Annotated in this window: 23 protein-coding genes; 12 read left to right on the top strand and 11 right to left on the bottom strand. The window is 69.4% G+C overall.

Translation table 11 applies throughout. The features are described 5' to 3' along the window. Positions 1-279: 279 nt before the first annotated feature. Positions 280-606, top strand: coding sequence for a hypothetical protein (locus tag PFX91_RS17235; RefSeq protein WP_285733136.1), 327 nt, complete (start codon positions 280-282; stop codon positions 604-606). Between the two features lie 54 nt (positions 607-660). Here the strand turns inward: PFX91_RS17235 and PFX91_RS17230 are convergent, their stop codons facing one another. Continuing rightward, positions 661-1,296 (bottom strand): TetR/AcrR family transcriptional regulator, encoded by a 636-nt coding sequence (locus tag PFX91_RS17230; protein WP_285733134.1) that lies wholly within the window; start codon positions 1,294-1,296, stop codon positions 661-663. Positions 1,297-1,597: 301 nt separating this feature from the next. Between PFX91_RS17230 and PFX91_RS17225 the strand changes: the two genes are divergently transcribed. Next, complete coding sequence (locus tag PFX91_RS17225; protein ID WP_502888327.1) at positions 1,598-3,259, top strand: MDR family MFS transporter; 1,662 nt, start codon at positions 1,598-1,600, stop codon at positions 3,257-3,259. Positions 3,260-3,275: 16 nt separating this feature from the next. Here the strand turns inward: PFX91_RS17225 and PFX91_RS17220 are convergent, their stop codons facing one another. Next, positions 3,276-3,725, bottom strand: coding sequence for a GNAT family N-acetyltransferase (locus PFX91_RS17220; RefSeq protein ID WP_285733133.1), 450 nt, complete (start codon positions 3,723-3,725; stop codon positions 3,276-3,278). 196 nt (positions 3,726-3,921) lie between these two features. Further along, a complete protein-coding gene (locus tag PFX91_RS17215) occupies positions 3,922-5,079 on the bottom strand; it encodes a coiled-coil domain-containing protein (RefSeq protein WP_285733181.1) in 1,158 nt (385 codons plus the stop codon). A 398-nt stretch (positions 5,080-5,477) separates the two neighbouring features. Between PFX91_RS17215 and PFX91_RS17210 the strand changes: the two genes are divergently transcribed. The 3 genes from PFX91_RS17210 (at position 5,478) to PFX91_RS17200 (ending at position 7,673) form a co-directional block, all read left to right on the top strand. Then, positions 5,478-6,035 (top strand): gamma carbonic anhydrase family protein, encoded by a 558-nt coding sequence (locus PFX91_RS17210; protein ID WP_285733131.1) that lies wholly within the window; start codon positions 5,478-5,480, stop codon positions 6,033-6,035. A gap of 309 nt (positions 6,036-6,344) precedes the next feature. After that, positions 6,345-6,794 carry a hypothetical protein gene (locus PFX91_RS17205; RefSeq protein WP_285733187.1) on the top strand — a complete coding sequence of 150 codons (450 nt, stop codon included), beginning with the start codon at positions 6,345-6,347 and terminating at the stop codon, positions 6,792-6,794. 147 nt (positions 6,795-6,941) lie between these two features. Beyond that, positions 6,942-7,673, top strand: coding sequence for a hypothetical protein (locus PFX91_RS17200; protein WP_285733129.1), 732 nt, complete (start codon positions 6,942-6,944; stop codon positions 7,671-7,673). 6 nt (positions 7,674-7,679) lie between these two features. Here the strand turns inward: PFX91_RS17200 and PFX91_RS17195 are convergent, their stop codons facing one another. From PFX91_RS17195 to PFX91_RS17180, 4 genes are all read right to left on the bottom strand, one after another. Beyond that, positions 7,680-8,876, bottom strand: a complete 1,197-nt coding sequence (locus tag PFX91_RS17195) for a sensor histidine kinase (protein ID WP_285733127.1) — start codon at positions 8,874-8,876, stop codon at positions 7,680-7,682. A 161-nt stretch (positions 8,877-9,037) separates the two neighbouring features. After that, the gene (locus tag PFX91_RS17190) at positions 9,038-9,877 is read right to left on the bottom strand and encodes an ABC transporter permease (protein ID WP_285733125.1); all 840 of its coding nucleotides are present in this window, start codon (positions 9,875-9,877) and stop codon (positions 9,038-9,040) included. 47 nt (positions 9,878-9,924) lie between these two features. Further along, positions 9,925-10,926: an ABC transporter ATP-binding protein gene (locus PFX91_RS17185; RefSeq protein ID WP_285733123.1), complete on the bottom strand. Its 1,002-nt coding sequence runs from the start codon at positions 10,924-10,926 to the stop codon at positions 9,925-9,927. A gap of 91 nt (positions 10,927-11,017) precedes the next feature. After that, positions 11,018-11,653 (bottom strand): TetR/AcrR family transcriptional regulator, encoded by a 636-nt coding sequence (locus tag PFX91_RS17180; RefSeq protein ID WP_285733120.1) that lies wholly within the window; start codon positions 11,651-11,653, stop codon positions 11,018-11,020. Positions 11,654-11,723: 70 nt separating this feature from the next. Here PFX91_RS17180 and PFX91_RS17175 point away from each other — a divergent pair, with 70 nt between their 5' ends. Then, complete coding sequence (locus tag PFX91_RS17175; protein WP_285733118.1) at positions 11,724-12,971, top strand: alpha/beta hydrolase; 1,248 nt, start codon at positions 11,724-11,726, stop codon at positions 12,969-12,971. Between the two features lie 96 nt (positions 12,972-13,067). Here the strand turns inward: PFX91_RS17175 and PFX91_RS17170 are convergent, their stop codons facing one another. Next, positions 13,068-15,278, bottom strand: coding sequence for a (Fe-S)-binding protein (locus PFX91_RS17170; RefSeq protein ID WP_285733116.1), 2,211 nt, complete (start codon positions 15,276-15,278; stop codon positions 13,068-13,070). A 585-nt stretch (positions 15,279-15,863) separates the two neighbouring features. Here PFX91_RS17170 and dnaK point away from each other — a divergent pair. From dnaK to clpB, 5 genes are all read left to right on the top strand, one after another. After that, complete coding sequence (gene dnaK / locus PFX91_RS17165) at positions 15,864-17,699, top strand: molecular chaperone DnaK (protein ID WP_285733114.1); 1,836 nt, start codon at positions 15,864-15,866, stop codon at positions 17,697-17,699. Positions 17,700-17,735: 36 nt separating this feature from the next. Continuing rightward, complete coding sequence (grpE, locus tag PFX91_RS17160) at positions 17,736-18,497, top strand: nucleotide exchange factor GrpE (protein ID WP_285733112.1); 762 nt, start codon at positions 17,736-17,738, stop codon at positions 18,495-18,497. Positions 18,498-18,641: 144 nt separating this feature from the next. Continuing rightward, the gene (gene dnaJ, locus PFX91_RS17155; protein WP_285733110.1) at positions 18,642-19,799 is read left to right on the top strand and encodes a molecular chaperone DnaJ; all 1,158 of its coding nucleotides are present in this window, start codon (positions 18,642-18,644) and stop codon (positions 19,797-19,799) included. After that, complete coding sequence (locus tag PFX91_RS17150) at positions 19,796-20,296, top strand: heat shock protein transcriptional repressor HspR (protein WP_285733108.1); 501 nt, start codon at positions 19,796-19,798, stop codon at positions 20,294-20,296. The genes dnaJ and PFX91_RS17150 overlap by 4 nt, the downstream gene beginning before the upstream one ends. An 87-nt stretch (positions 20,297-20,383) precedes the next feature. Continuing rightward, a complete protein-coding gene (gene clpB, locus PFX91_RS17145) occupies positions 20,384-22,996 on the top strand; it encodes an ATP-dependent chaperone ClpB (protein WP_285733106.1) in 2,613 nt (870 codons plus the stop codon). 183 nt (positions 22,997-23,179) lie between these two features. On the opposite strand, the gene PFX91_RS17140 is transcribed toward clpB, so the two are convergent. Next, a complete protein-coding gene (locus PFX91_RS17140; RefSeq protein ID WP_285733104.1) occupies positions 23,180-24,163 on the bottom strand; it encodes an NAD-dependent epimerase/dehydratase family protein in 984 nt (327 codons plus the stop codon). Between the two features lie 352 nt (positions 24,164-24,515). On the opposite strand from PFX91_RS17140, the gene PFX91_RS17135 reads away from it, so the two are divergent. Next, complete coding sequence (locus PFX91_RS17135; protein ID WP_285733102.1) at positions 24,516-24,821, top strand: YrhK family protein; 306 nt, start codon at positions 24,516-24,518, stop codon at positions 24,819-24,821. Between the two features lie 78 nt (positions 24,822-24,899). On the opposite strand, the gene PFX91_RS17130 is transcribed toward PFX91_RS17135, so the two are convergent. Together PFX91_RS17130 and PFX91_RS17125 are read right to left on the bottom strand one after the other, a co-directional pair. Further along, positions 24,900-26,162, bottom strand: a complete 1,263-nt coding sequence (locus PFX91_RS17130; protein ID WP_285733100.1) for an RNA polymerase sigma factor — start codon at positions 26,160-26,162, stop codon at positions 24,900-24,902. Positions 26,163-26,203: 41 nt separating this feature from the next. After that, complete coding sequence (locus PFX91_RS17125) at positions 26,204-26,644, bottom strand: YciI family protein (RefSeq protein WP_285733098.1); 441 nt, start codon at positions 26,642-26,644, stop codon at positions 26,204-26,206. Positions 26,645-26,768 lie beyond the last annotated feature (124 nt).

Genomic DNA, 26,768 nt, shown 5'->3' with positions numbered 1-26,768 from the left:
CACCGGGCTCCGGCGGGACCGCTCGTAGGTGGCGCGGGCGGCCACGGCGTCGGGGTCGAAGACCACCAGGTCGGCGGCGCCCACGGGGACGGCGCCCCGGTCGGTGAGGACGAGGGCCGCCTGGTGGGAGGGTCCGCCGGTGTCGTCGGCCGTGGCCCGCGACAGGCCGCCGAGACGGAAATAGTGGATATCCCTCTTTCCGGTAAATACCGGGGAATTGGTCCGAGGTTTCCGCTAGCCTACGCGAGTCCGAAAACCCCTACCGATACAAGGAACACCATGATCATCTGGAAGGGTCGGGGCATCCTCGTCCTGCTGATCGGCGCGCTCTTCGCGGTCCCCCTCGGCTTCGGCGCCGCCTCCCTCCTGGGCACGGAAAGCGCCGGCTTCGGCGTCGGCCTGGGTCTGGCCCTGGCCTCGGTCGCCGTGTTCCTCCTCGGCCAGAAGTGGAACGCACCCGTCCAGGGTTTCCACCCCGGGACAGGACAGCCCGTGCTCTACCGCAACTCGCACACGTTCTTCTTCGTGCCGATGCAGTACTGGGCCTTCATCCTGCCCGTGATCGCCGTCGCGGCGATCATCTCCTCCCTCCCCACCCTGGCCTGAGTGGTCTGAGGCATCCGAGGACGACCGACGACCTCCCCGGTCCCCGGAGGTCCCTCAATCCTCCCGTTCGTCCTCCCACGGCCGCGCCTTCTCGCCCGAATCCTCGGCGAAGTCCTCCAGGCACAGCTCCAGAAGGGCCTGGATCCTGTCCCTGAGCAAGTCTCGATCCAGTGCGCGTAGCGCCGTCGCCCCCTCCACCCGCCGTACCCGGGTCAGTCCCAGCATCACCGCCGCCATCAGGGAGGCGTGGCCTCGGGCGCGGTCTCCTCCCAGGTAGACCGTCAGCGGATCGATCATCGCGCTGGTGATCCTCTCCTGGTAGACCAGTTGTAGGTCGGGGTCGCCCGCGGAGTCGTCCAGGGCCCGCTGGAGCGCGGTGCCCTCGCCGTGCAGACGGCTCACCGAGTGTTCGGCCAGACGTCGCGTGAGCGTGGCGGGATCACCCTCGATGACGCCGGGGAAGACGCCGTCCTCCCGCAGGAGCTCGGTCAGCAGTCCACGCTTGGCGCCGAAGTAGCGGTTGATCAGCGCCACGTTGACGCCTGCGTGCGAGGCGATCATCCTCGACGACACCGAGCCGTACCCCTCGTTGGTGAACAACTCCTTGGCGCTGGCGAGGATGCGGGCCCTGGTGGCCTCACGTCCCCGTGTCGGCCCGGTGCCGCCTCCGGTCTCCCCCGGACGGTCCATCTGCACACCCCTTGGCGGCTGCGGTCTGGTTTTCGGTCCTCCAGATTGGCACCTTCGTGGACCCCTCGCATACCGAAACGTGGGGAGAGATATCGATTTGACAGGTCAACAGTGTTTACATATACCTGAGGGAGAACGATGCCCCACGTGTCACCGCGGGGCCTTTCCTGCGTCCGCGATCGGGGGGCCTCGCGTGGAGTATTCATTGCGTCGGAGATCCGCGCCTCGCAACCCTCCCGCCGACGCCGAGTCCGACCCGGTCGTGCGAACGGAGACCTCCGATGATCCCTCCCTCAGCACCGTGAACCCCCCGAAGGCCCCCGCGCCGAACGTCTCCGTCCCCGGCACGTCCGCGCCCACGCCCCCGACGGAACCGTCCGACGCCCCCGCACTGCCCTCGCGTCGTGCCGTGCGCCGCATCATGTTCGGCCTCGTCCTGGCCATGCTCACCTCGATGCTCACCAACTCCATCGTGGGCACCGCGCTGCCCACGATCATGGGAGAGCTCGGCGGGCAGGACAGGCTCGCCTGGGTCGCCACGGCGGCCCTGCTGACCATGACCGCGTCCACACCCGTGTGGGGCAAGCTCTCCGACATCTGGGGCCGCAAGCTCCTCTTCCAGGTGGCCCTGGTCGTCTTCATCGTGGCCTCGATCGCGGCGGGTCTGGCGCAGGACATCAACTGGCTGATCGCCGCCCGGGCCCTTCAGGGGTTGGGGGTCGGAGGCTTGGCCACGCTGCCCAACATCATCCTCGGAGACGTCGTCGCCCCTCGTGAGCGCGGCCGTTACAGCGGTCTCATCGGCATGGTGTTCGGCGTCTCCACGGTCCTCGGCCCTCTGGTCGGCGGATTCCTGGTGGACAGTCCGCTCGGCTGGCGCTGGTGCTTCCTCATCACCGTTCCGCTGGCCCTGTGCGCCTTCGTCGTCATCCAGTTCATGTTCACCATGCCGTTCGTCCCCCGCAGGGACGCACCGGTGGACTGGCTCGGCGCGAGTCTGATCTTCAGCGCCGCCAGCACGGCGATCGTCCTGCTCAGCCTGGGCGGTACCCAGATCGCCTGGAACTCTCCGCCGTCCTACCTCCTCGGTGGGGCGTCCGTCCTCCTCACCGTCGCCGCCGTGGTGGTGGAGCGCCGTGCGCGGGAGCCGATCATCCCGGCGCGACTGTTCGGCGACCGCACGTTCGTGCTGGCCTCTCTCAGCTCGGTCTGCGTCGGCATGATGATGTTCGGCCTGATCATCTACATGCCGCAGTACCTGCAAATGGTCCACGGCATGACACCGACCGTGTCCGGCATGATGACGCTTCCTCTGGTGGCGGCCTTCCTGACCACCTCGATCGGCTCCGGCTACGCGGTCGGCGGCAACGGTCGGTGGAAGGCCTATCCGGTCGTGGGCATGCTGCTGTGCGTGCTCGGTTTCGCCTCACTCAGCCAGGCCCACCTCGACCCCGGGCTGACCACGGTGATCGTGGGCCAGATCCTGGTGGGTCTCGGTCTCGGCCTGTGCATGCAGATCCTGCTGTTGGCCACCCAGAGCTCCCTGCCGGTGAACGACATGGCCGCCGGCACGGCCTCCGTCGTGTTCTTCCGTAACCTGGGCGGAGCCACCGGTGTGGCCGCGTTCGGCGCGGTGATGGTGGGGCGGCTCAACACCCGACTGGCCGAGGCCGCGGCCCAGGCGCGTGCCCAGATGACACAGGACGCCGAGGCGGGGGTCGACTCGGGCGCACGGGAGCTGTCGATCGGGCTGTCCCGGGCGGGCGAGTCCGCGCAAGGGTCCCCCGAGTTGGTGCACGCCCTGCCCGCGCCGATCCGCGAGGTGGTCGTGGGGGCCTTCGACCACGCCATGCAGGGGGTGTTCCTGGCCGGCGTGCCCATCGCGGTGATCGGCCTGCTCACCGTGCTGTTCATGAAGGGCGTACCGCTGCGCGGCGGCTCGGAGAAGGAGTCGCGGCGCTGAACGAGCGGCGCACCGGTCAGAGGTAGCGGCGAAAACCCTCGGTGGAGTCCGCGAAACCCAGCGAGGCGCAGAAGCGGTGGGCCTCGGGCCCGCTCTCATGGAGCAGAAGCTCGACCTTGTGGCAGCCCGCCCGGGTCGCCCGGTCGAGCGCGTCCTCCATCAGGGCACGGCCGATACCGCGACCCCGGGTCTGGGGATCCACCACGACGTTCTCCACCACCGCCCAGGGCTGGGCGTCGTGGGTGAGGTTGGCCACCACCAGCAGACCCAGGGTGCCGATGATCTGTCCACGTTGCTCGGCGACGAGGATCGTGCGATCGGGGTCGTTCTCCATCCGCGTCCAGGCGCGCACGGCGGCCGAGGACATACGGACGTGAGCGCCCTGCGTGTGGGTGGTGTCGCCGAGTTCCCTGAGCAGACGCAGGATCGCACCGAGGTCGGACCTGATGGCCGCGCGGATAATCATGGTTGTCGGCATCGTAGCCGACAGCCCGCAACAAGGCGGACTTCGCCCTACAACCGACCACAAAACACCAGGGGGCGGGGCTCTGCCCCGCCCCCGGAAAAGCGGTTTCGTGGGCGGATCGACACCGATGCCCTCCGGCCGATCGCCTCACGTACGCGTGTGTTCGGCGCCCGGAAGCCCTCCGCCCCACGGGCGTCTACTGCTTACGGACGACCCGCACGCTCTCCTCGCCCTTGGGCGGCTGGTGGGGACCGACCTCCGGGTGCCGGTAGACACCGGTGATACCCGGGTCACCACCGACGGTCCGCGCGACCGACGGCCCCTGGGCGCCCTCCGGCGCGGGGCCGTTGAAGCGGCTGCCCTGCGGAGGACGGGAGACGGTCTGCGCCGGAGCGCTCTGGCCGCCCTCCTTCTTCCCCTCTCCCACCGAGGTCCGGTCGACCTTGGGCGCGTCCTGTCCGCCCCGGTCCGGCTTGGCCACCGGAGTGATCCGCACGGTCGCCTCGTCCGCCTCCGACTGGGACGGCGCGGTCACCTTGGTGGCCGCCTCTCCCTTCCCGCGGTCGGCCTCGGGCCTGGCCGCACCGGCGGGCTGGGGCTTCTTGTCCTGACCGGACGCGACCTGCTCCTGCCGGGGCTTCTTGTCCTGACCGGACGCGGCCTGCGCCCGCTCGTCCTTCTCCTCCCGATCCGAGGCGGTCTCCTCACGCCCCAGACCGGTCTCCAGCGGACCCGCCTTGTCCTCGGCCTCGACCAGGTCGGCCAGGGTCGAGTGCATGTCCTTGAGTCGCCGCAGGGCCTCGGCGTGGGTGGCGGTCAGCGTGGCGAGCCTGCGATCCGCCGTCTCATGGATCTTCTTCGCCCGTGCCTCGGCCTCGCTCAGCCGCCGCTCGCCCTCCTTCCGGGCCTGGTCACGCAGTTGGTCGGCCTCCTTCTTGGCGCTGTCGACCAGATCGGTGGCCTCCGAGCGCGCGGAGGACAGGACCCGTTCGGCGTGCTGCTCGGCGTCCTTGCGGTGCTTGGCGATCTCCTCCTGGGCCTTCTTCTGGGCCTCCTTCACCTCGGCCTCGACCTTGGAGCGACGCTCCTTGGCCTCCTCCTCGGCGATCCGCAGGATCTCCGCCATGCGCTCACTGATCTGCTCGTGCTCAGGCTTGACCTGAGCCTTCTCGCGGGCGATGGCGAGATCGCGCTTGTACTGCTCCAGTTCGTCGTCCATCCGTTGCAGACGCTCACGGAGGCTCTTGAACTGGTTGTCCATCCGTACGTAGTAGTCGTCGACGTGCGCCTTGTCATAGCCGCCCTTGCGCACTGTCGGGAACCTGTCTTGTTGCAGTCCGCCGCCCGGCAACATATCGCTCATGTGCCTTTCATGTCCTTACACCGTTTGACTGCACGTCACAGAAGGTGCGAGTTGACCCGTACCCATTGTCACAAGGACACCCATCGAGTCCTGTTAACGACATCCGACCGAAAGTGTCCTTCTGTTCTCTCCCGGTCCGCCCGCCTGGGGGAGAGCGGCGGCCGGGGAAGGGGTGTGACGCCGTGGACACCGTCCAGAAGACCAAGGTAGACACGCGTGGCGCGATCGCGTCAAGATCACCGACGGGGTACACCACCGTGTGGACCTTGGTCACGTTCTTACTAAGGTATGCGCGATCATCCCCGTACGGGGGCAGAGCGGTCAACTTCCGGCCGTTCCACCCGTCGACGGCTGGAACGGCGAACACCGGTACTCAGGGAGGGGCACGGATGGGCAGTGCGGCGGAGGCGGAGAACGGACCCACGGCACCGCGCGTGGGGAGTGCGGATTTCGGACGACCGGACATCCACCCCACGGCGTGGATCGCGCCCGGCGCGGTGGTGGTGGGACGCGTGCGCCTGGGCGAGCGGAGCAGCGTCTGGTACGGGTCCGTACTGCGTGCGGACAGTGAGGACGTGGTGGTCGGGGACAGGGTCAACATCCAGGACCAGTGCTGCCTGCACTCCGACCCCGGCGAACCCGCGATCCTGCACGACGACGTGAGCCTGGGGCACAAGGCGATGGTGCACGGAGCCGTCGTGGAGGAGGGCGCGCTCATCGGGATCGGCGCGATCGTCCTGGGCGGCGCCAGGGTGGGGCGGGGCGCCCTCGTGGCCGCGGGCGCCCTCGTTCCTCCGGGCAAGACCGTCCCCCCGAACACCCTGTGGGCGGGTGTGCCAGGCAAGGTGATCCGCGAACTCGGCGATGACGACCGGCTCGTGCTCCAGCACACCCCGGTCCACTACGCCGCGCTCGCCGAACGGCACCAGAGCGTCGACTGGGCCTGATCCGCGCGTCCGGCGAAGCCCTCGGAACCACGGCCGGGGTCGACCGGGAAGAGGGAGGTGGAGGGGCGCGGGGCGAGGGGGACGATGGTCCGAAAGCACCGTCTCCGCCGGTGTTCGATGCGCTCTGGCTAACCCGGGTGACCCCTCCACTGGTCCTCACGGGTCATGCGCGGTCCGGTCGCCTCCGCATAGCCTGGAGCCCCATGCCACGTGGGTCCGGCCCCGTCACGTCCGGAGTCCGCGTCGGCCTGTCCGCGGCCGACCGGCACGACCCTCCGCGGCGCCGTCGTCTCCGGGAGGTGAGCGCACATGGAATACGACACGTACCCGCGCCTGGGCGACCATCCCTTCCTCCATGACCACGTCGCCCTGGACGAGATCGAGCTGTACGCCGAGGTGCTCATCGCCGTCGCCGACGCCGATCACCCGCTCAGCACCGAGGAGATCGACCGGGTCCTGGGCCTGTCGTCCGTGGACGTGGACGCCTCGACCGGACCGGAACCCGGCCGGCTGCCCGGTCCGACGCACACGGGGGTCGGTCCCTGCGTCCCCGACGAGCGGGCCGGGAGGCCGCCGTCCCCGGAGCCGTGCCAGGAGGAGCCCCGCGTCCGTGTCCTCCCCGACACCGGCCCCCTGTCCTCCCAGGCACGCGTCCTTCCGGAGGCCGTGCCGTTGGGCGACATGTTCCCGCCACCGCTCGGTGTGCTCCTCTCGGCGGCCGGTCCGTCCACTCCTCCGCTCGTCGGCTGGCCCTTCTGACCCGGGCGGCGTCGCCTTCGCCGCGTGTACGGCGAACGGCCCCATCCGGCCATCCCACTTCGGATCTGCCGGCCCCTCCGCGGGGTATTGCCTCAGGCGGGGCGTCCGCCCCGAGGTGAAGCCCGCCAGGAGAGGCACGGAAAGCACATGCAGACGAAGGACCCGGACCACCGAAGGACCCCGGACGGTACCGCCGCGCGCCGCAGACCTTCGAGGGAACCGGACTCCGCGCGCAGGGTGACCCTGGTCGTCGCGCTCGCGGTGACCTCCGTCTTCCTGCTCGTGACCGCCGTCGGTCTGATCTGGTTCCTGTCGGGGAACGGGCCTCTGTCCTCGTCCTCGAAGGGGGAGGCCGCTCCCGACGGACGAGCGACCCAGGAGGACCCCGGAGCCCGGGACACCGGCGACACGTCCACCGCCGGGGAGGACATGGTCGATGATCCCGCGTCGGGGTTGTCCTACCGACTGCCCGATGAGGACTGGCGCCGGCTCGGCGACGACGAGGTCCCCCCGGAATACTCCTCCTACGCGGTGTACGGCTCCCCCGCCGATCCGGACGCGTTCATCGTCACGGGGAACCGGGACCTCCTGGCCGTGGAACCCCTGCCGGTGGCCGGGGCGCGTCTGGCTCTGGACGCACTGGGCGGCATGGTCTCGGACATCGGATCGTTGCGACTGGGAACCTCCGGCCCCACGGAGGTGGACGGCACCCCCGCCTTCGAAGCGGCGGTGGAGGGCGCGGAGGGGACCTACGGGCGTTTCCTTCTCGTGAAGACGGGCGAGCAGAGGGGCGCGTTCGTGTTGGGGCTCAACACGAACGGGGGCGAGGCGGTCTCCACCGCCATCGACGAGGCCTTCGACAGCCTGCGACTGTCCTGAGGCCGGTCACGAGGGGATGACCGCCCGGAGCAGGAAACCGTCGTCCTTGGTGCGTGAGGCGGACAGGGCGCCCCCGGCCATCGCGACGCGCTCGGACAACCCCGCCAACCCGTTGCCGGAGGACTCCTCACCGTCCCCGCGCCCGTGCGCCCGATCGTTGGCCACCTCCACCACCAGGGCCCGGCCCATGTCGGCGCCCCGGGTGGTGACGAAGGCGATCTGGCATGCGCCGGCGTCGCTGTGCCGCAACACGTTGGTGGCGCCCTCCCGGACCACCCACGCGGCCAGGGAGGCCTGGCGGGGAGAGGGCTCCAGACCGTCCAGGCCGGTGACCGACACCCGGGTGCCGTTGGCGGACAGGACGGCGCTCACGGCGGCCACCTCGTCGGCGAGGTCGATCTCGCGGTAACCGTTGACCGCCGTGCGCACCTGGTGGAGCGCCTCGCGGGCGAGTTCGTGCACCTCGCCCATCTCCATGGCGGCCCGCTCCGGCGCGCGTTCGGCCAGTCTGCTCGCCAGCTCTGCCTTGACCGCCAGGGCCGACAGGCTGTGGCCGAGCAGGTCGTGCATGTCCCTGGAGAAGCGCAGACGCTCCTCGGTGACCGCCAGCCGGGCGCGTGCGGCCTGACCGTGGACCGCCTCGTTGGTGATGTCCCACAGCCAGAGGGAACTCAGGGAGCCCACGGCGAGGAACAACGCCCAGAGGCTGGAGACGACCCACACCACGAGGTGGACGAGGGGGTCGGTGGCCATGGGGTCGAACGGGAAGAGCAACCAGGGCGTCGCCAGCAGGCCGAGTGTGACCACGGTCGCGAGCCTGCGAGGGGTCACGAAGATCCCGATGGCCCACCAGGAGGCCAGGAAGAACATGGAGTACAGGGGCATCTGGACGGTGGCGGAGCCGATCACCGCCAGGGCGATCGACGCCCAGTAGATCCGGCGATCGGGTTCGCGTCGTCCGTCGAGTCTGCCGCGCAGGAGGAGGAACAGCAGCACGCTGAGCGAAAGCGCGACGATCTGGGAGACGATCGGGCGCCACGGGGCGATGTCGCCCCCGCTGCCCGCCATCGTGACGTCCAGGGCCGGGATGAGCAGGACGAAGAGGACCAGGACCAGCATCGACCCGAGGATGACGCGTCGGGCGATACGGAGCTTGCGTCTGTTCTTCCGGTCGCCGTCGGTCGGCGTGGCGTCCTGTCTCAACGCGGTGTCTCCTCGCGAGGGACGGGGTTCTCCGGGCGGGGCGGTCACTCCACGCCTCGTCCGGGACGTCCCGTCCCCGGTGTTCGTGTACGGACTCAGTGTGCCGTGTCGGGCGGAGCGGTCCGTTCCCGTTCCGCCCGAGGCCGGGTCCGCGGGTCCGCTCAGGGTCGACGGGGGTCCCACTGGAAGTACCGGCGCACCAGTAGCCCCAGGACCACGGTCCAGGCGAGCATCACACCGATCGAGGGCAGCGCCGCGGCCCACAGGCCCAGGAGGGTCTTCTCCTCCGCGTCCGCGAAACCGCCGAACACGTCGTGACCGGTGTAGGCGGCCTGCGCCATCTCGCCGGCGGGGACCGAGGGGAGGAGACCCACGACCTGGCGGACGGTCTCGGGCAGGAACTCCAGCGGGATGACCCCGCCACCGACGAACAGCAGGATCGTCATCGGCACCATCGCCGCCATCTGCGCGGCCTCCGCGTTACGGACGAGCGGGGTGATGAGCAGACCCAACAGGGAGAACATGACACCGCTCAGGAGTACGGCCGTGAGCAGCATCAGGGGGTCTCGCGGCAGCGCCTCGGAGAGGGCGAAGATCACACCTGCCACCAGCGCGGTGATGATCAGGGAGAACAGGAGCACGACCGCGATGGTCGCGCCGAAGATCACCGTCTGGGGGACGCCGCTCACCCGCAGCCGTTTGAGGACCAGCGACTCACGGCGGGCGGTGAAGACGTTCGAGGGATGTCCGACGCCGAGGATGAGGCCGGCGGTGCTGATCGACGCGACCATGGCCAGGTCGGACGTGCCGAAGCCGGGTACGACCTCGTCGTTGGGCAGTTGAAGTGTCATGAGGGACACGAACAGCGGCAGGGCGAGGAACATCCAGGCGGTCTTGTACCGCACGAACAGGGTGAACTCGGTCCGGGACAGGCGTAGGACCTGTCTCGCCCAGCCGATGGTGGGCCGGGGGCGGGCCGGGGCGGTGGTGGTCGTGCTCATCGGGGCTCCTGAGGGGCTCTGTGGGGTGGGTGCGGTGAGGGGCCCGCTCAGCCGTGGACCAGGTCGGCGGCGCCGTCGGCGACCCGGAGGAAGACGTCCTCCAGGGAGGCTCCACGTACCTGGAGGTGCTTGAGCGTGGTTCCGTGCTCGGCCGCCCAGGCGATGAGCGCCGCGACCGTGTGGTGCGCCCTGTCGGACACGTCGTCGCCCATGGCGGTGTAGGTGGCCCACAGCTCCTGGTCACGGCTCTCCACCGCCACCTCGGTGCCGGGGAGCGCGGGCAGGTCACCTGTGCGCACGTCGGCCGGGATCAGGAAGCTCACCCGGTCGCCCCAGCCCGCCAGCACACCGGCCAGGGTGCCCTCGACCCTCACCTCTCCGCGATGCATGATCGCCAGCCGGTCGGCGAGCCGCTCGGCCTCCTCCAGGTAGTGGGTCGTGAGCAGGATCGCGACCCCGTCCTTCTTCAGGCCCGCGATGATCCGCCAGGTCTCGTGCCTCGCCTCGGGGTCCATACCGGTGGTCGGTTCGTCCAGGTACAGCACCTCGGGTCGGGTGACCAGGGCCAGGGCCAGGTCCAGGCGACGTTTCTGGCCACCGGACAGCTGACGGACCGCGACCCCGCGTTTGTCGGCGATGCCCACCAGTTCCAGGATCTCGTCGGTGTTCGCCGGGTCGGCGGCGAGGTCGTGGGCCAGGTCCATGGTCTCCGCGACGCTCAGGTCCTCCAGCAGACCGCTGCCCTGGAGGACGGCGTTGGTGCGTTCACGGACCCCGGTGGGTTGACCGTAGGGGTCCAGGCCGAAGACCCGGACGGTGCCGGAGCTGGGGCGGCGGAAGCCCTCCAGCGTCTCGATGGTGGTGGTCTTGCCCGCGCCGTTGGTGCCCAGCAGGGCGAAGAGTTCACCGGGGCGGATCTCGAAGGAGACGCCCTTGACGGCCTCGAAGTCGCCGTAGTGTTGGCGCAGGTCCCGTACCACCACCGTGGGGTCGGCGGTGGTGCCTCGACCGTCCGCGCCGGCCGCCGTGGTGTTCGCTGTCGTGGTCATGCTTCCAGGATCGCGTGAGCCGTGCGCGCGGCACAGACGCCGTTGTCACCGACTTCGGTGTCGAACCTCCTGGATCGCGCACTGACGAATGTCATCCCCGCGCGTCGGCGGCCCGATCGTCTCTCCTCGCGACGGTGAGCGCGGTGATCGCGGCCTCCACCGCCGCACGTGGGGCGTCCAGCGGGGTTCCCGACGGCTGACGGACGGCGCTGAGCCAGACTCCGTCCACCAGGACCAGGAGGAGTTCCACCAGGGCGTCGGGATCCTGTCCCGGCGCCAGTTCCCCCGTCTCGACGGCCCAACCCACGGCCGCGCGCAGGGCCTCACGCGAGTGGGCGTCGAGCTCGGCGAGCACGTCGGCGAAGCGGTCGTCCACCGCGGCACGCGCGTAGAAGGCGGACCAGACGCGGGCTTCGGCCAGGCGGTCGTCGTCGGTGGGCAGCAACTCGGTGAGGACCCGACGCAGTCCTTCGGCGAAGGAGAGTCGTCCGGGCCCGATCCGGACCTCGGAGATCCGCTTCGCCACGTTCGCGAGCATCTGGCGCAGGGCGAAGTGGAGCAGTTCGTCCTTGGTGCCGAAGTCACGTTGGACGGCGCCGACGGAGAGTCCCGCCTCGGCCGCGACAGTGCGGATGCTGACCTTCTCCAGTCCTTCACGCGCGGCGATCCGATGAAGCGCTCCGGCCACTTGGCGGCGACGCTCGTCCTTGTCCACATACCTGGGCACGAACGCATTCTGACACACTCCTCCTGCTGATACATTCGTATCGATACGACCGTATTGAAAGGAGGGCGTGATGCCCCCTTCCCCCTCGTCCCCCCGTCCGACCACGGTCGGACGTTGGTCCGCCCTCGTCCTGGCGAGCGCGACGGCGCTGGTCGGCACGGGTGCCGCCGCACTCGTCCTGCTTCCTCCCCTGTCCTGGGATGCCTGGCAGTACGGACTCCTGATGCTGGAGTTCAGCCTGCTCCTCGCCGCTCCGGCGGCGATCGGCCTGGTCCTGGCGCTCCTCTCCCGGGGACGGGCCCCCGAGAGACGCCTCCGGCCGGGGCGAGCCCGCCTGGCCGCGACGGCGGCCGTGGTCAACGGGGCCCTCCTGGTCATGGCGCTCGTCCCGCCCGCCGCGCTCTGGTCCACCGCCCGTACCGAGGGCGTCCGGCTCGACCTCGGCCAGTACACCGCCGGGTTCGCCACCGACACCGACCGCGCGCCCCGGACCCACGTCTACCTGCGGACCGAGGACGGCCCCCACGGGCCCGAGGAACTGGAACTGGACGTGTGGGAGCCCGCGGAGCGTGACGGCGACGCCCCGCTGCCGATCGTGGTCAACGTCCACGGAGGCGCGGACGACCTGCCCCAGAGCCTGTTCCCCCGCTGGGACACCTGGCTCGCCGACGGCGGACACGTGGTCTTCGACGTCGACTACCGGCACTTCCCCGACGGGAACTGGTCGGCCTCGGTCTCCGACGTCAAGTGCGCCATCGGCTGGGCGCGCGAGCACGCCGAAGAGTACGGTGCCGACGCCTCACGGCTCGCCGTCAACGGCCAGTCCGCGGGCGGTCTGCTGGCCATGCTGGCCGCCTACACCTCGAACGAGCAGATCCCGCCGAGCTGTGATGTGCCCGACGTCGGTGTCGACGCGGTCGTGGCCTGGTACTCGGTGGCCGACGGCACCGCCGACGCACCGCGGGTGCCGTGGCGCCAGCGCCACTCCCCCATCCGGGAGGAGCTGGACGAGGGCGCCGAACGGATGACGGGCGGCACCCTGGAGGAGGTGCCCGAGGAGTACGCGTCGATGTCCCCGATCACCCATGTCTCTCCCGACGTGCCGCCCACCCTGGTCATCACCTCCGGTCACGACCTGTTCCTGGACCCCGAGGACAACCGCCGCCTGGTCTCCCGGCTCGACGCCGCCGGGGTCGCGCACCGGCACCTGGAACTGCCCTGGACGGAGCACATGTTCGACATCAACTGGGGCGGGTTCGCCTCTCAGACCACCCGGCACGTCCTCGACGACTTCCTCTCCGAGCATCTGGCCCCCTGAGCGGCGGGGAGCCCGCCCGAACACGCGGAAGGGGGCCGGTCCGACACCAGGGTGTCGGACCGGCCCCCTCGGGGTGGGTCGGCGTCGGCCGGCGGGTCAGGCCTCGGCCTTCTCCTTGGGCTCGCCCTCGGTCGGGTTCTCGTTCCTGACCGAGCGCAGCAGCAGCTGGGAGACGTCCACGACCTCCAGCGACTCCTTGGCCTCGCCCTGGGACTTCTTCTCGTTGATCGCGTCGCCGAGCATGACCTGGCAGAACGGGCACGCGGTGGAGACGGTGTCGGGGTTGGTGGTCAGCGCCTCGTCCACCCGCTCGGTGTTGATGCGCTTGCCGATCCGCTCCTCCATCCACATGCGGGCACCACCGGCGCCGCAGCAGAAGCCCCGCTCCTTGTGGCGGTGCATCTCCTGGGTCTTGACCCCGGGCACCTGCGCCATGATGTCGCGCGGCGGCGTGTACACCTTGTTGTGACGGCCCAGGAAGCAGGGGTCGTGGTAGGTGATGTTCTCGTCCACGGAGTTGACGGGGGTCAGCCTGCCCTCCTCCACGAGCTTGGCCAGCAGCTGGCTGTGGTGGATCACCTCGTAGGTACCGCCGAGCTGCGGGTACTCGTTGGCCAGGGTGTTGAAGCAGTGCGGGCAGCTGGCCACGATCTTGGTGACCCCGGCCTCGTTGAGCGTCTCCACGTTCTGCTGGGCGAGCATCTGGAAGACGTACTCCATGCCCAGGCGACGCGCCGGGTCACCGGTGCAGGCCTCCATGCCGCCGAGGACCGCGAACTTGACGCCCGCGATGTCCAGCAGTTCGGCGATGGCCTTGGTGGTCTTCTTGGCGCGGTCCTCCAGGGCACCGGCGCAGCCGACCCAGAACAGGTACTCGGTGTCCTCGGGCAGCTTGTCGTCGACGACCTGGACCTCGACCGGGTTCTCCTGGGAGGCCAGCTCCTCGATCCAGTCCATGCGCCGGTCCTCGGCCATGCCCCACGGGTTGGCCTTGTTCTCCAGGTTCTTCAGGAGCGTGTTGGCCTCGGAGGGGAAGTTGGACTCGACCATCACCTGGTAGCGACGCATGTCGAGGATGTGGTCGATGTGCTCGATGTCTACCGGGCACTGCTCGACGCACGCACCACAGTTGGTGCAGGACCACAGCTCGTCGGGGTGGATGACGCCGTTCTCCTCCTCGGTGCCGACCAGCGGCCGGTTGAGGAGGGCGAGGACGTCCACTCCGGCGTGGCTCTCGTCGGGCTTCTCGGCGAGGGTCTCGGCGGTGATGCCCTGGAGCAGGTACGGAGCCTTCTCGTAGGTGTGCTGCTGAAGGTCGAGGATGACCTTCTTGGGCGAGAGCGGCTTACCGGTGTTCCAGGCCGGGCACTGCGACTGGCAGCGTCCGCACTCGGTGCAGCTGGTGAAGTCCAGCAGGCCCTTCCAGGTGAAGTCCTCGATCTTGCCCGCGCCGAAGGGGTCCTCGTCCGGGTCGGCCTCCTCGAAGTCGAGGGGCTTGGTGCCGGACTTGTCCATCATCTGCTTGGCGGCGCCGTTGGACGGGCTGCCGTCGGCGTTGCGCTTGAAGTAGATGTTGACCGGTGCGACGAAGCGGTGCCAGCCGATGCCCATGGTGAGCACGCGGGCGATGACGACGAAGAACAGGTAGCTGATGATCAGCTTGAACGCGGCGACCAGGGCGATGGCCGGCTCGGCGATCGCGGGGTCACCGGGCAGGATCCGACCGAGACCGGTGGAGATCGGGGTGGCCCAGGCCGGGAAGGGGAAGTCGCCCATGGCGGACTTGAAGCCGCGGATCACGAAGATCGAGATCAGCAGACCCCACAGGTAGGCCTCGACGTAGTAGGCGGTCCAGTGCCGGGAGTTGGTGAACCGCGAGTCACGGCCCTTACGGCGGGGGCCGTTGAGCAGGCGGTAGATGGTCAGCCCGATGATGCTGACGAGGCTGGCCGCGGTGATGATCTCGATGGCCAGGCCGTAGACGGTCCAGTCATGGATGATCGGAAGCTTGAAGTAGGGGTCGAAGACCTCGCCCTGCGCTTCGATCACCGTGAAGACCAACAGCGGGAAGGAGATCATCACGAACCAGTGCGCGACACCGATCCAGGGGCGCTTGAGCATCCGCCCGTGTCCGATGATCTCGATGAGCGCCATGGTCAACCGCTGTCCGAACGGCCCCTTGCGCTCTGGCTCCACCGCACGGCCCACACTCACGGTTCGCACGATCTGGCGGATGCCTAGAGCGAACATGGTGAACGCGACCACGGCGAAGACCGAGGTGATGATGCCCAGTATGAGGTACAGCATCGTCCGTGGCCTCCCATCCTGCTTCGTCGTCCGGTGCGCCACACACCGGCGTTCCGAGTCTATGTTACTTGCGGGTAATAGCGCGGAGACCCGGGACGGCCCCCCTTGGGGCCCCTGCCCCTGACACTCCGCGCCCCTGCCGTGCGCCACCGGGTCGCGGAACCCGGCCCGCGCGTCGCACCGCACGTCCCTCTATATGTAGCCGACGCCGGTCAGCGGGGATCCGACCGGGGGTATCAGTGCTTCCACCGGCGATCTCCCTCCTCCCAGGGTGCGACACGCGCGGGAGTGGAACGACCACCACGCAAGAACCCCGACGCCCGGGGGACGCGGCTCGGATTCGCACGGGAGAGCGCGAGGACGTACGGGCGCCCCTGAGCCCGACCCGAGGATCCCCCTGAGTCACCCCTGAATTCGTCCTCTTTCTTCGTCGGAATGCCGCGAACCGGGAACATCTCGACCCGGTCACCCGTTGTCCAGGCGTAGGAAACAAGTTGAGCCAGGTTGACTCAATTGATTTGACAGCGACCACTCGACGAAGTAAATTTGCGCCTGAACGACTCAACTCTGACGGAGGAAGCAACCATGGCACGTGCGGTCGGAATCGACCTCGGTACGACGAACTCGTGTGTCGCGGTCCTGGAGGGTGGCGAGCCGACGGTCATCGCCAACGCCGAGGGGGCCCGCACCACCCCGTCTGTCGTCGCCTTCGCCAAGAACGGTGAGGTACTCGTCGGAGAGGTGGCCAAGCGGCAGGCCGTCACCAACGTCGACCGCACCATCCGCTCGGTCAAGCGCCACATCGGCACCGACTGGTCGGTGGAGATCGACGGCAAGACCTTCAACCCCCAGCAGATCAGCGCCTTCGTGCTGCAAAAGCTCAAGCGCGACGCCGAGGCCTACCTGGGTGAGGACGTCACCGACGCGGTCATCACCGTCCCGGCGTACTTCAGCGACTCCCAGCGCCAGGCCACCAAGGAGGCCGGCACCATCGCGGGTCTCAACGTCCTGCGCATCATCAACGAGCCGACCTCGGCCGCGCTCGCCTACCACCTGGAGAAGGAGGACGAGGCGACGATCCTCGTCTACGACCTCGGTGGCGGTACCTTCGACGTCTCCCTCCTGGAGGTCGGTGACGGCGTCGTGGAGGTCAAGGCGACCAACGGTGACAACCACCTGGGCGGTGACGACTGGGACCAGGCCGTCGTCGACTGGCTGGTCGAGCGCTTCAAGAACTCCAACGGCGTCGACCTGTCCAAGGACAAGATGGCCTTGCAGCGCCTGCGCGAGGCCGCGGAGAAGACCAAGATCGAACTCTCCAGCTCCACCGAGTCGGTCATCAACCTGCCCTACATCACGGCCTCGGCCGAGGGCCCGCTGCACCTGGACGAGAAGCTCACCCGCGCCGAGTTCCAGCGTCTGACCGCCGACCTGGTCGAGCGCACCAAGACCCCGTTCCAGCAGGTCATCAAGGACGCCGGCATCAGCCTGGACAAGATCGACCACGTGGTCCTGGTCGGTGGCTCCACCCGTATGCCCGCCATCGTGGACCTGGTCAAGGAGATGACCGGCAAGGACCCCAACAAGGGCGTCAACCCGGACGAGGTCGTGGCCGTCGGCGCCTCGCTACAGGCCGGTGTGCTCAAGGGCGAGGTCAAGGACGTCCTGCTGCTGGACGTCACCCCGCTGTCGCTGGGCATCGAGACCAAGGGCGGCGTGTTCACCAAGCTCATCGAGCGCAACACGACCATTCCGACCAAGCGCTCGGAGATCTTCACCACCGCGGACGACAACCAGCCGTCCGTGCAGATCCAGGTCTACCAGGGTGAGCGCGACATCGCCCAGTACAACAAGAAGCTGGGCGTCTTCGACCTGACCGGACTGCCCCCCGCGCCGCGCGGCGTCCCGCAGATCGAGGTCACCTTCGACATCGACGCCAACGGCATCGTCAGCGTCACGGCCAAGGACCTGGGCACCGGCAAGGAGCAGTCCGTCACCATCTCCGGCGGCTCGGCGATGTCCAAGGACGACATCGACAGGATGGTCCGCGAGGCCGAGCAGTACGCGGAGGAGGACCGTAAGCGCCGCGAGGAGGCCGAGGTCCGCAACAACGCCGAGTCCCTCGTCTACCAGACCGAGAAGGTCATCAAGGACAACGAGGACAAGGTTCCGGCGGACGTGCGGTCCGAGACCGAGTCGGCCGTGGCGGAGCTGAAGACCGCCCTGGAGGGCTCCGACGTCGAGGTCATCCGCACCGCCAGCGAGAAGGTCGCCCTGGCCAGCCAGAAGATCGGTTCGGCGATCTACAGCCAGGGACAGCAGGCCGGCTCCGAGGACACCGCGTCGGACACCACCGAGGACGCCGACGTCGTGGACGCCGAGATCGTCGACGAGGACAACGGCAAGGGCAACCAGTCCTGACCCGAGGTCGAGCCGAGGAAGGAGGGGGTGCCGCAGATGGCACTGTCGGAGAACACGAACGGCGCCGGCGGGGACGAGGAACGCCAGGGACCTGTGATCCGCGACAACCGTCGGATCGACCCCGAGACCGGCCAGGTCAGAAACCCCGAGACCGAGGGCGACGCCGGCGAGGAGATCCCCGAGGTCGCCGAGGAGGAGGTCGTGGAGGCCGACCTGGAGGACGAGACCCTGGAGGTCCCGGACACTCCGGAGTCGGTGGTCACGGAGGCGATCAACGCCGACGAGCGGGTCGTCGAGCTCACCAACGACATCAAGCGGGTACAGGCGGAGTACGCCAACTACCGCAAGCGTGTCGAGCGCGACCGCGTGGCCGTCCGTGAGATGGCCACCGCCCAGGTCCTCAACGAACTCCTGCCGGTCCTGGACGACATCGGACGCGCGCGGGAGCACGAGGAGCTCACCGGCGGGTTCAAGGCGGTGAGCGAGGCCCTGGAGTCCACGGTCACCAAGTTGGGTCTGGAGCGCTACGGGGAGAAGGGCGACGCGTTCGACCCCACCGTCCACGAGGCGCTCAGCCTGGTCCCGGCCCCGGGTCTGTCCATCCAGTCGGTGATCGAGGTGTTCCAGCCCGGGTACCGCATGGGTGAGAGGATCCTGCGCCCGGCCCGCGTGGTGGTCGGAGACCCGGTGGAGGGCGACGAGGCCGCGGACGCGGGCGGAGCGGACACGGCCGGCGGCGGGGGTTCCCCCGAAGCGACCGTCGAGCCCGACTCCGACGGCAAGGAAGAAGACAAGTAACGGGTCCGCCCGTGAATCTCCGGCCGTGGCCCCGCCGTACGACGTGCGGCGGCCGCGGCCGGAGCCGGACCCCGGCCCGCCAGGGCACGGGGTCACGTGGAAACATCGGACACAACCGGCACCAGCGGGAGAAGGCACCTGTCGATGAGCACGAAGGACTACCTGGAGAAGGACTACTACAAGGTCCTCGGAGTCTCAAAGACCGCCTCGAAGGACGAGATCAAACAGTCCTATCGTCAGCTGGCCCGGAAGAACCACCCTGACGCGAACGCGGGCGACCCGAAGGCGGCGGAGCGCTTCAAGGAGATCTCCGAGGCGTACAACGTCCTGTCGGACGACAAGCGCCGTAAGGAGTACGACGAGGCCCGCTCCCTGTTCGGCGGCGCCTACCGGCCCGGCGGCGGCACCGGTCCCGGCGGTTTCGACATGAGCGACTTGTTCGGACAGGGTTCCGGCGGGGCCTCCGGTGGCGAGCGACTGAGCGACCTCTTCGGCGGACTGTTCGGTGGCCGGGGACGCACGGGCGGGGGCACTCGCAGCAGGCGCGGTGCCGACGTGGAGACCGAGACGACACTGACCTTCCGCGAGGCGGCCGAGGGGGCCACCCGTTCCTTCCAGTTGGCCAGCGAGGCGGCCTGTCCCACCTGCAAGGGCACCGGCGCCAAAACGGGGACCGCCCCGCGGATGTGCCCGAAATGCTCCGGTACCGGCCACGAGAGCACCAACCTGGGCGGCTTCTCCCTGTCCGAACCGTGCAGCGAGTGCAAGGGCCGCGGCCTGGTCGTGGACGACCCCTGCGTCACCTGCAACGGCAGCGGGCGCGGCAAGAGCACACGTACCATCCAGACCCGCATCCCCGGTGGTGTGTCCGACGGGCAGCGGATCCGGATCAAGGGCAAGGGCGCACCGGGGGAGAACGGCGGCCCGGCGGGCGACCTCTACGTCGTCGTCCATGTGAAGGAGCACCCGGTGTTCGGAAGGAGCGGCGACAACGTGACGATCACCGTCCCTGTGACCTTCCCCGAGGCGGCGCTGGGTGCCGAGGTGCGCATCCCGACCTTCAACGGTCTACCGGTGACGGTGAAGATCCCGCCGGGCACGCAGAACGGACACAAGCTGCGGGTGCGCGGCAAGGGCGCGACCCGCAAGGACGGCACCGTGGGTGACATGCTCGTCACGATCGAGGTGGCGGTGCCCAGGACACTCAATGCGGAAGCTCGTGAGGCTCTGGAGAAGTTCCGAGCCGCGACCTCTGACCATGACCCGCGCGAGGGACTCGAGGCGCGGGCGAAGGGCGCGTGAACGACGTGAACGACTCTTTCGGCGCTGACGCTCCGGTCTACGTGATCTCGGTCGCCGCCGAACTGGCGGGTATGCACCCCCAGACCCTGCGGCAGTACGACCGACTCGGGATCGTCTCGCCCGGCCGTACGTCCGGCCGTGGGCGACGCTACTCCATGCGCGACGTGCAGACGCTGCGCCAAGTACAGCGTCTGTCCCAGGAGGAGGGCGTCAACCTCGCCGGGATCAAGCGGATCCTGGAGCTGGAGGAGGAGGTGGAACAGCTACGTGAACAGGTCTTCCACCTGGCGAACGAACTGGAGGCGGCGCGGCGGGCCGTCTCCCGTCGAAGCCGCCCGGCGCACTCCGAAGGGGGTACGCCGGCACGCGGGGAGCTGGTGCGCCGCACCCGCATGACGATCTTCACCACCGCCGAGCCCAGGGACGGCGAGAACGGTCCCCGAAGCGGGGGTTCCGACGGTGGCGTTTCCGACCGCGCCGAGAACGGCCAGGACTGACGAAGCTCCGCCACAGCGATACGGGGGCGCGGCCGGCCCGTCGGACATCACCCCCCGTGAGGTGATCTGCGAAAGGAGTCACCGCTCATGGATTACAAGCTCACCCAGAAGAGTCAGGAAGCCCTGTCCGTGGCGATCCGGCGGGCCACCGCGGACGGGAGCCCGCAGACCGAGCCCCTGCACCTGTTGGCCGCCCTGCTGGACCAGGCGGAGGGCATCACCCGGCCTCTGCTCAAGGAGGTCGGGGCCAATCCCGACATCTTGAAGGACAAGGTCGAGGCGGCCGTCGACGCGCTCCCCAAGGCCTCGGGGGCCACGGTCAGCTCGCCCACCTCCTCACGCCAGCTGATCGTCTCCATCAACACGGCGGCACAGCGCGCCCAGCAGATGGAGGACGAATACGTCTCCACCGAACACCTGCTGGTGGGGCTGGCCACGGACGGTGGCGAGGCGGCCCGACTGCTCACCGAGGTCGGTGCCACCCCCGAGGCGCTCCTGGAGGGGTTCGAGCGGGTCCGCGGCTCGGCCCGGGTCACCTCCGAGAACCCCGAGGACACCTACCAGGCCCTGGAGAAGTTCGGTGTCGACCTCACCGAGCGGGCCCGCGAGGGCAAGGTGGACCCCGTGATCGGCCGTGACGGCGAGATCCGACGGGTCATCCAGGTGCTCAGCCGCCGTACCAAGAACAACCCGGTGCTCATCGGTGAGCCGGGTGTGGGCAAGACCGCGGTCGTGGAGGGTCTGGCCCAACGGATCGTGGCCGGCGACGTGCCGCAGTCGCTGCTGGGCAAGCGCCTGGTGAGCCTGGACCTGTCGGCGATGGTGGCGGGGGCCAAGTACCGGGGCGAGTTCGAGGAGCGGCTCAAGGCGGTGCTCTCGGAGATCAAGGAGTCCGAGGGCCAGATCATCACGTTCATCGACGAGCTGCACACCATGGTGGGCGCCGGCGCCGCCGAGGGCGCCATGGACGCGGGCAACATGCTCAAGCCCATGCTGGCGCGTGGTGAGCTGCGCATGGTGGGCGCGACCACGCTGGACGAGTACCGCGAGCACATCGAGAAGGACGCCGCCCTGGAACGCCGGTTCCAACAGGTCATGGTGGGCGAGCCGTCGGCCGCGGACACGATCGCGATCCTGCGCGGCCTCAAGGGCCGCTACGAGGCGCACCACAAGGTCCAGATCGCCGACTCGGCGCTGGTGGCCGCCGCGACCCTGTCCGACCGCTACATCACCGCGCGCTTCCTGCCGGACAAGGCGATCGACCTCATCGACGAGGCCGCCTCCCGGCTGCGCATGGAGATCGACTCCAGTCCGGTGGAGATCGACGAACTGCAACGCACCGTCGACCGCCTGAAGATGGAGGAGATGGCGCTCTCCAAGGAGTCGGACCCGGCCAGCCGTCAACGTCTGGAACGGCTGCGCGCCGATCTCGCCGACCGGCAGGAGCAGCTCAACGGCCTCGTGGCCCGTTGGGAGCAGGAGAAGGCGGGTCTCAACCGGGTCGGTGAGCTCAAGGGACAACTGGACGACCTGCGCACCCGGGCGGAACTGGCCCAGCGCGAGGGCGACTTCGACGAGGCGTCCCGGCTGATGTACGGGGAGATCCCGCAGTTGGAGAAGCAGATCGAGGAGGCGACCCAGGCCGAGGAGAGGGCCGCCAGCGAAGGCAGCGACACCATGGTCAAGGAGGAGGTCGGCGCCGACGAGATCGCCGACGTGGTGTCGGCGTGGACCGGTATCCCGGTGGGGCGGCTGATGGAGGGCGAGACCTCCAAGCTGTTGCGCATGGAGGAGGAGCTGGGCAGGCGGATCATCGGGCAGAGGAAGGCCGTCGCGGCCGTGGCGGACGCGGTGCGTCGGGCGCGGGCGGGCATCTCCGATCCGGACAGGCCGACGGGGTCGTTCCTGTTCCTGGGTCCCACGGGCGTGGGCAAGACGGAGCTGGCCAAGGCCCTGGCGGAGTTCCTGTTCGACGACGAGCGCGCGATCGTGCGCATCGACATGAGCGAGTACTCCGAGAAGCACTCGGTGTCGCGCCTGGTCGGCGCGCCCCCCGGCTACGTGGGTTATGAGGAGGGCGGTCAGCTGACCGAGGCGGTGCGCCGCCGCCCCTACACGGTGGTGCTGCTGGACGAGGTGGAGAAGGCCCATCTGGAGGTGTTCGACACCTTGTTGCAGGTGTTGGACGACGGTCGCCTCACCGACGGTCAGGGGCGCCAGGTGGACTTTCGCAACACCATTCTCATCCTCACCTCCAACCTGGGATCGCAGTTCCTGGTGGACCAGTCGTTGGAGGAGTCGGTACGCCGTGACCGTGTGATGGACGTGGTGCGCGCGACGTTCAAGCCGGAGTTCCTCAACCGACTGGACGACGTGATCATGTTCGACGCGTTGTCCACCGAGGACCTGACGCGGATCGTGGACCTTCAGGTCGACAAGCTCGCCAGGCGGCTCGCCGACCGGCGTCTGGAGCTGGACGTGACACCGGCCGCGCGTGAGTGGCTGGCGTTGACGGGCTACGACCCCAACTACGGCGCGCGTCCGCTGCGCCGCCTGGTGCAGTCCTCGATCGGGGACCCGTTGGCCCGGGAGCTGTTGTCGGGAGAGCTCACCGAGGGCGACACCGTGGTGGTGAACGTGAACGACTCCCTCGACGGCCTGAGGGTGACCACTCGGAAGGCCGCCGCCCCGGCTCTGTGACCCGGGGCCGGACACGGACGAGGGGGACCACTCGGATCGGGTGGTCCCCCTCGTCGCATCGGTCGGTCACGACCGCCCTTCCCCGCACGGTCATCGTCACCGGTGAATTCATCGGCTTCTTTGCGCGTGCGGGTGGAGTCCACCCGGGGGAGCCCGCGGTGGCGTTCCACCGGTCGTTCCGTCTCAGAGGCCGAGCAGTCGCGCTTCGACCCGCGGATCCACCCCGAGCCGGGGACGGTCGGCGCGCTGGGGCGCCCCTTCCTCCAGGGTCCTCAGCCACGCCCAGGTGTCGGCCACGGTCTCCACCACGGGACGGCAGCGCAGTCCCGTGGCGAGCGCGCGGGAGACGTCCGCCCGGTGCAGGCTGTCGTACAGCTCACCGGGTGGCAGCCAGACGGGCAGCTCGGTCCACGGCCGGATTCCCGCGTCGAGGATGGTCCGGGGTTCGGTCCAGCGCAGCTCCGCGTCCGAACCGGTGACCGCCGCACACGCTTCCAGCAGTTCACCGGTGGTGGTGTGCCCCGGCGGACTCACCAGGTTGTAGGGGCCGCCCAGCCCCTTCTCGACCGCGTCGAGCGTCCACGCGGCCAGGTCGCGCGCGTCCACGTACTGCAACGGCAGGTCGCGCGGTCCCGGTGCCAGGACCGGGCCGCCCCGGGCGACGCGTTCCAACCACCAGGGCAGGCGGCCGACGTTCTCGTGCGGGCCGAGGATGAGACCGGCCCGCACGAACAACGCGCGGTCGCCGAAAAAGGCTTCGGCCGCCAGTTCACCACCCCGCTTGGCCCGCGCGTAGTCGGTGCCGTCGTCCTCGGGGGAGGCGTCCACCACCGGTGCGCTCTCGTCCGCCCCGCTCGTGATGGGAAAGGTGTGGACGGAGCGGCTGGAGACGTAGACGTAGTGCCCGACCCGGTCGGCGAGCAGTCCGGCGGCGTCCGCCACCGCCGCCGGGGCGGCCGACCAGGTGTCGACGACCGCGTCCCAGCGGCCCTTCTCCAGGGCGGTGAGCCCGCCCTCCTCGGTGCGGTCTCCGTACAGGACCGTGGGACCGGGGGGCGCGGCGTGCCTGCCCCGGTGGAAGACGGTGACGTCCCACCCTCTTGCGAGCGCGTCCTCCACGACGGCTCGTCCCACGAACTCGGTACCGCCCAGAACCAGAAGTCTCATGTGGAGGAGTCTGCTCGCTCCACGACCGTCCCGCCAGGCTTTCCTGCTCTTGGCAGAACAGTACGAACGCCCGGCGCCGCTCCCGGGGACAGGACGTGGAGCCGTCTTCGCCGGGTCCGCCCCCGCGTTCGCGAACGGGGCAGAGTTCGGCGTGCGTACCGCCGGGCCGTGGCGTCCCTTCTTCCGGAACCCGCCACGCGACCGACATGCACGGGAACGGCGACGGAGAAGAGCAGGATGGAACGCGCGGCCGTGTCCGGCCGCCGGGTGAACGGGTTCGCGCTTGGGTGTGGACGGAGCGACACGTCGCGGGCCTGGCCCGCGGGGTGTCCCCGAGTGAAGGAGAAAGACCATGTCCGAACCGCGTCCACAGCGCCCCCTGACCGTCCGCATCGGCCACGACGAACTGGTCATCCGGCGCCGCTACGAGGTCGCGAGCATCGCCAACGACATACTGATCGCGCTGTGGTTCATCGCCGGCAGCATCATGTTCTTCTCCCCCACCTGGACCACCCTCGGAACGTGGTGCTTCCTGCTGGGCAGCGTCGAACTCCTGGTCCGGCCGGTGATCCGGCTCGGCCGCCTGGCCCACATCCAACGCGTCCGGGGGAAGGACGCGGGGCCCGGGGCTCCCACGGAGACCTCCCAGGACTTCTGACCCGGGTCGTGCCGACCACGTGCCCGGCACTCCCACGAGGGCGGGGCTCCCGTCGCTCCCCGCGGCCCCGGCCGAGGATCAGCCGTCACAGTCACGGACGCGGTCGGCCAGCAGTGCGCGCTCGCGCTCGTTACGTGTCATCCGGGCCGCCCGCTCGAACTCCGTGCGCGCCTCCGCCCGCCGGCCCAGTCGTAGGAGCAGGTCGCCGCGCACGGCGGGCAGGAGGTGGTAGCCGACCATTCCCGGGTGCTCCCGCAGCTCGTCCACGATCCCCAGCGCCGCGACGGGGCCCGAGGCCATCGACACCGCCACCGCCCGGTTGAGTTCCACCACCGGTGACCCCGTGACCCGGGACAGCACCAGATACAGCCCGGCGATCCTCTCCCAGTCGGTGTCCTCGTGTGCGGCCGCACGAGCGTGTTCGGCGGCGATGGCCGCCTGGAGGGTGTAGGGCTCGTGCGGCTCGCCCAAGCCGATCGACAGCGCCCTGTACAGCGACTCCAGGCCGCGGGTGATGAGCAGGCGGTCCCATCGGGAGCGGTCCTGTTCGGCGAGGGGGACCGGGTCGCCGTCCGCACCGACACGGGCCCGGAACCGGGAGGCGTGCAGTTCCATGAGCGCCACCAGCCCGTGCACCTCACGTTCCTTGGGCAGCAGTTCCGCGAGGATCCGGCCCAGACGCATGGCCTCCTCGCACAGTTCCGGCCTCATCCACTCCGAGCCCGAGGTGGCCGTGTAGCCCTCGTTGAACACGAGGTAGACGACCTCCAGGACGGAGGCCAGACGAACGTCGCGCTCCTCGGCGACGGGCACCTCGAACGGCACCCTCCTCCGGGTCAGGACGCGCTTGGCCCGCACGATGCGCTGGGCCACGGTCGGCCTGGGTACCAGGAAGGCGCGGGCGATCTCGTCGGTGGTCAGTCCGCCGAGCAGACGCAGGGTGAGCGCGACCCGGGCGTCGGTGGACAACACCGGATGGCAGCACACGAACATCAGTTTGAGCAGGTCGTCGCCGTAGCCCTCCTCCAGGACGGCGTCGAATGCGTCCCGACCGTCGTGTTCGGCGAGCTCCCGGCCCAGGTCGACCATACGCCGCTGGAAGCGTTCGTCACGACGCCACCGGTCGAGCACGCGACGTTTGGCGACGGTGGTCAGCCAGGCCCCGGGGTTGTCGGGCACCCCCTCGTCCGGCCACTTCTCCAGCGCGCTGACCAGTGCGTCCTGGGAGAACTCCTCGGCGAGGCCGACATCACCGACCATGCGTGTGAGCACGGCGACGAGGCGGGCCGACTCGATACGCCAGACCGCCTCGACCGCGCGCGCGGCGTCGGTGTGGCTCACGAGGCCATCTGAGCACCTGGGGCCGCGCCGACGCAAGCGACTCAGCCGCCGTGTGCGTATCCCCGCGCGCGCAGTTCACGCTCACGTTCCTTGAGGTGCTGGGGCATCTCGTCACCGAAGTCGTCGGTGTCGAGGATCCGCCGCAGGATCAGGTTCGTCTCGGTGCCGTCGCCCTGCGGGGGGTGCGGGCAGCGCTTGGCCCACTCCACGGCCTCCTCGTGCGAGGAGACCTGGAGGACCCAGTATCCGGCGATGAACTCCTTGGCCTCCGCGAAGGGGCCGTCGGTCACCGTCGCCCCGCCGTCGCCGAACGTGATCCGGGTCGCCTCGGACGCGGGGGCCAGGCCGTCGCCGGCCAGCAGGACCCCGGACTTGATCAGCTGCTCGTTGTAGGCGGCCATCGCCTCGAAGACCGCCGGATCGGGCGTGTGGTCGACGGCCTCGTTCTCAGGGCTGGACATGATGGTCATCATGTAGCGCATGGTGTCCACCTCTCGTGCGGTGCGAGGGCGTGTCTCCCCGCTCTCCTCCACACGTCGAACGAGACCGCGTCGGATCGACACGTCCTCAGGCTTTTTCTCAAGGATCCTCGTCCTGCGGCGGTCC

The sequence above is a fragment of the Nocardiopsis sp. ATB16-24 genome (assembly GCF_030271535.1).
Taxonomy (GTDB): domain Bacteria; phylum Actinomycetota; class Actinomycetes; order Streptosporangiales; family Streptosporangiaceae; genus Nocardiopsis.
This window is presented reverse-complemented; position numbering and strand designations above follow the sequence as displayed.

Bases quoted from the DNA above. Each gene is read 5' to 3' on its own strand.
- PFX91_RS17235 (WP_285733136.1), top strand. From the start codon at position 280: ATGATCATCTGGAAGGGTCGGGGCATCCTCGTCCTGCTGATCGGCGCG.
- PFX91_RS17230 (WP_285733134.1), bottom strand. From the start codon at position 1,296: ATGGACCGTCCGGGGGAGACCGGAGGCGGCACCGGGCCGACACGGGGA.
- PFX91_RS17220 (WP_285733133.1), bottom strand. From the start codon at position 3,725: ATGATTATCCGCGCGGCCATCAGGTCCGACCTCGGTGCGATCCTGCGT.
- PFX91_RS17215 (WP_285733181.1), bottom strand. From the start codon at position 5,079: ATGTTGCCGGGCGGCGGACTGCAACAAGACAGGTTCCCGACAGTGCGC.
- PFX91_RS17210 (WP_285733131.1), top strand. From the start codon at position 5,478: ATGGGCAGTGCGGCGGAGGCGGAGAACGGACCCACGGCACCGCGCGTG.
- PFX91_RS17205 (WP_285733187.1), top strand. From the start codon at position 6,345: ATGGAATACGACACGTACCCGCGCCTGGGCGACCATCCCTTCCTCCAT.
- PFX91_RS17200 (WP_285733129.1), top strand. From the start codon at position 6,942: ATGCAGACGAAGGACCCGGACCACCGAAGGACCCCGGACGGTACCGCC.
- PFX91_RS17190 (WP_285733125.1), bottom strand. From the start codon at position 9,877: ATGAGCACGACCACCACCGCCCCGGCCCGCCCCCGGCCCACCATCGGC.
- PFX91_RS17185 (WP_285733123.1), bottom strand. From the start codon at position 10,926: ATGACCACGACAGCGAACACCACGGCGGCCGGCGCGGACGGTCGAGGC.
- PFX91_RS17175 (WP_285733118.1), top strand. From the start codon at position 11,724: ATGCCCCCTTCCCCCTCGTCCCCCCGTCCGACCACGGTCGGACGTTGG.
- PFX91_RS17170 (WP_285733116.1), bottom strand. From the start codon at position 15,278: ATGCTGTACCTCATACTGGGCATCATCACCTCGGTCTTCGCCGTGGTC.
- dnaK (WP_285733114.1), top strand. From the start codon at position 15,864: ATGGCACGTGCGGTCGGAATCGACCTCGGTACGACGAACTCGTGTGTC.
- grpE (WP_285733112.1), top strand. From the start codon at position 17,736: ATGGCACTGTCGGAGAACACGAACGGCGCCGGCGGGGACGAGGAACGC.
- dnaJ (WP_285733110.1), top strand. From the start codon at position 18,642: ATGAGCACGAAGGACTACCTGGAGAAGGACTACTACAAGGTCCTCGGA.
- clpB (WP_285733106.1), top strand. From the start codon at position 20,384: ATGGATTACAAGCTCACCCAGAAGAGTCAGGAAGCCCTGTCCGTGGCG.
- PFX91_RS17140 (WP_285733104.1), bottom strand. From the start codon at position 24,163: ATGAGACTTCTGGTTCTGGGCGGTACCGAGTTCGTGGGACGAGCCGTC.
- PFX91_RS17135 (WP_285733102.1), top strand. From the start codon at position 24,516: ATGTCCGAACCGCGTCCACAGCGCCCCCTGACCGTCCGCATCGGCCAC.
- PFX91_RS17125 (WP_285733098.1), bottom strand. From the start codon at position 26,644: ATGCGCTACATGATGACCATCATGTCCAGCCCTGAGAACGAGGCCGTC.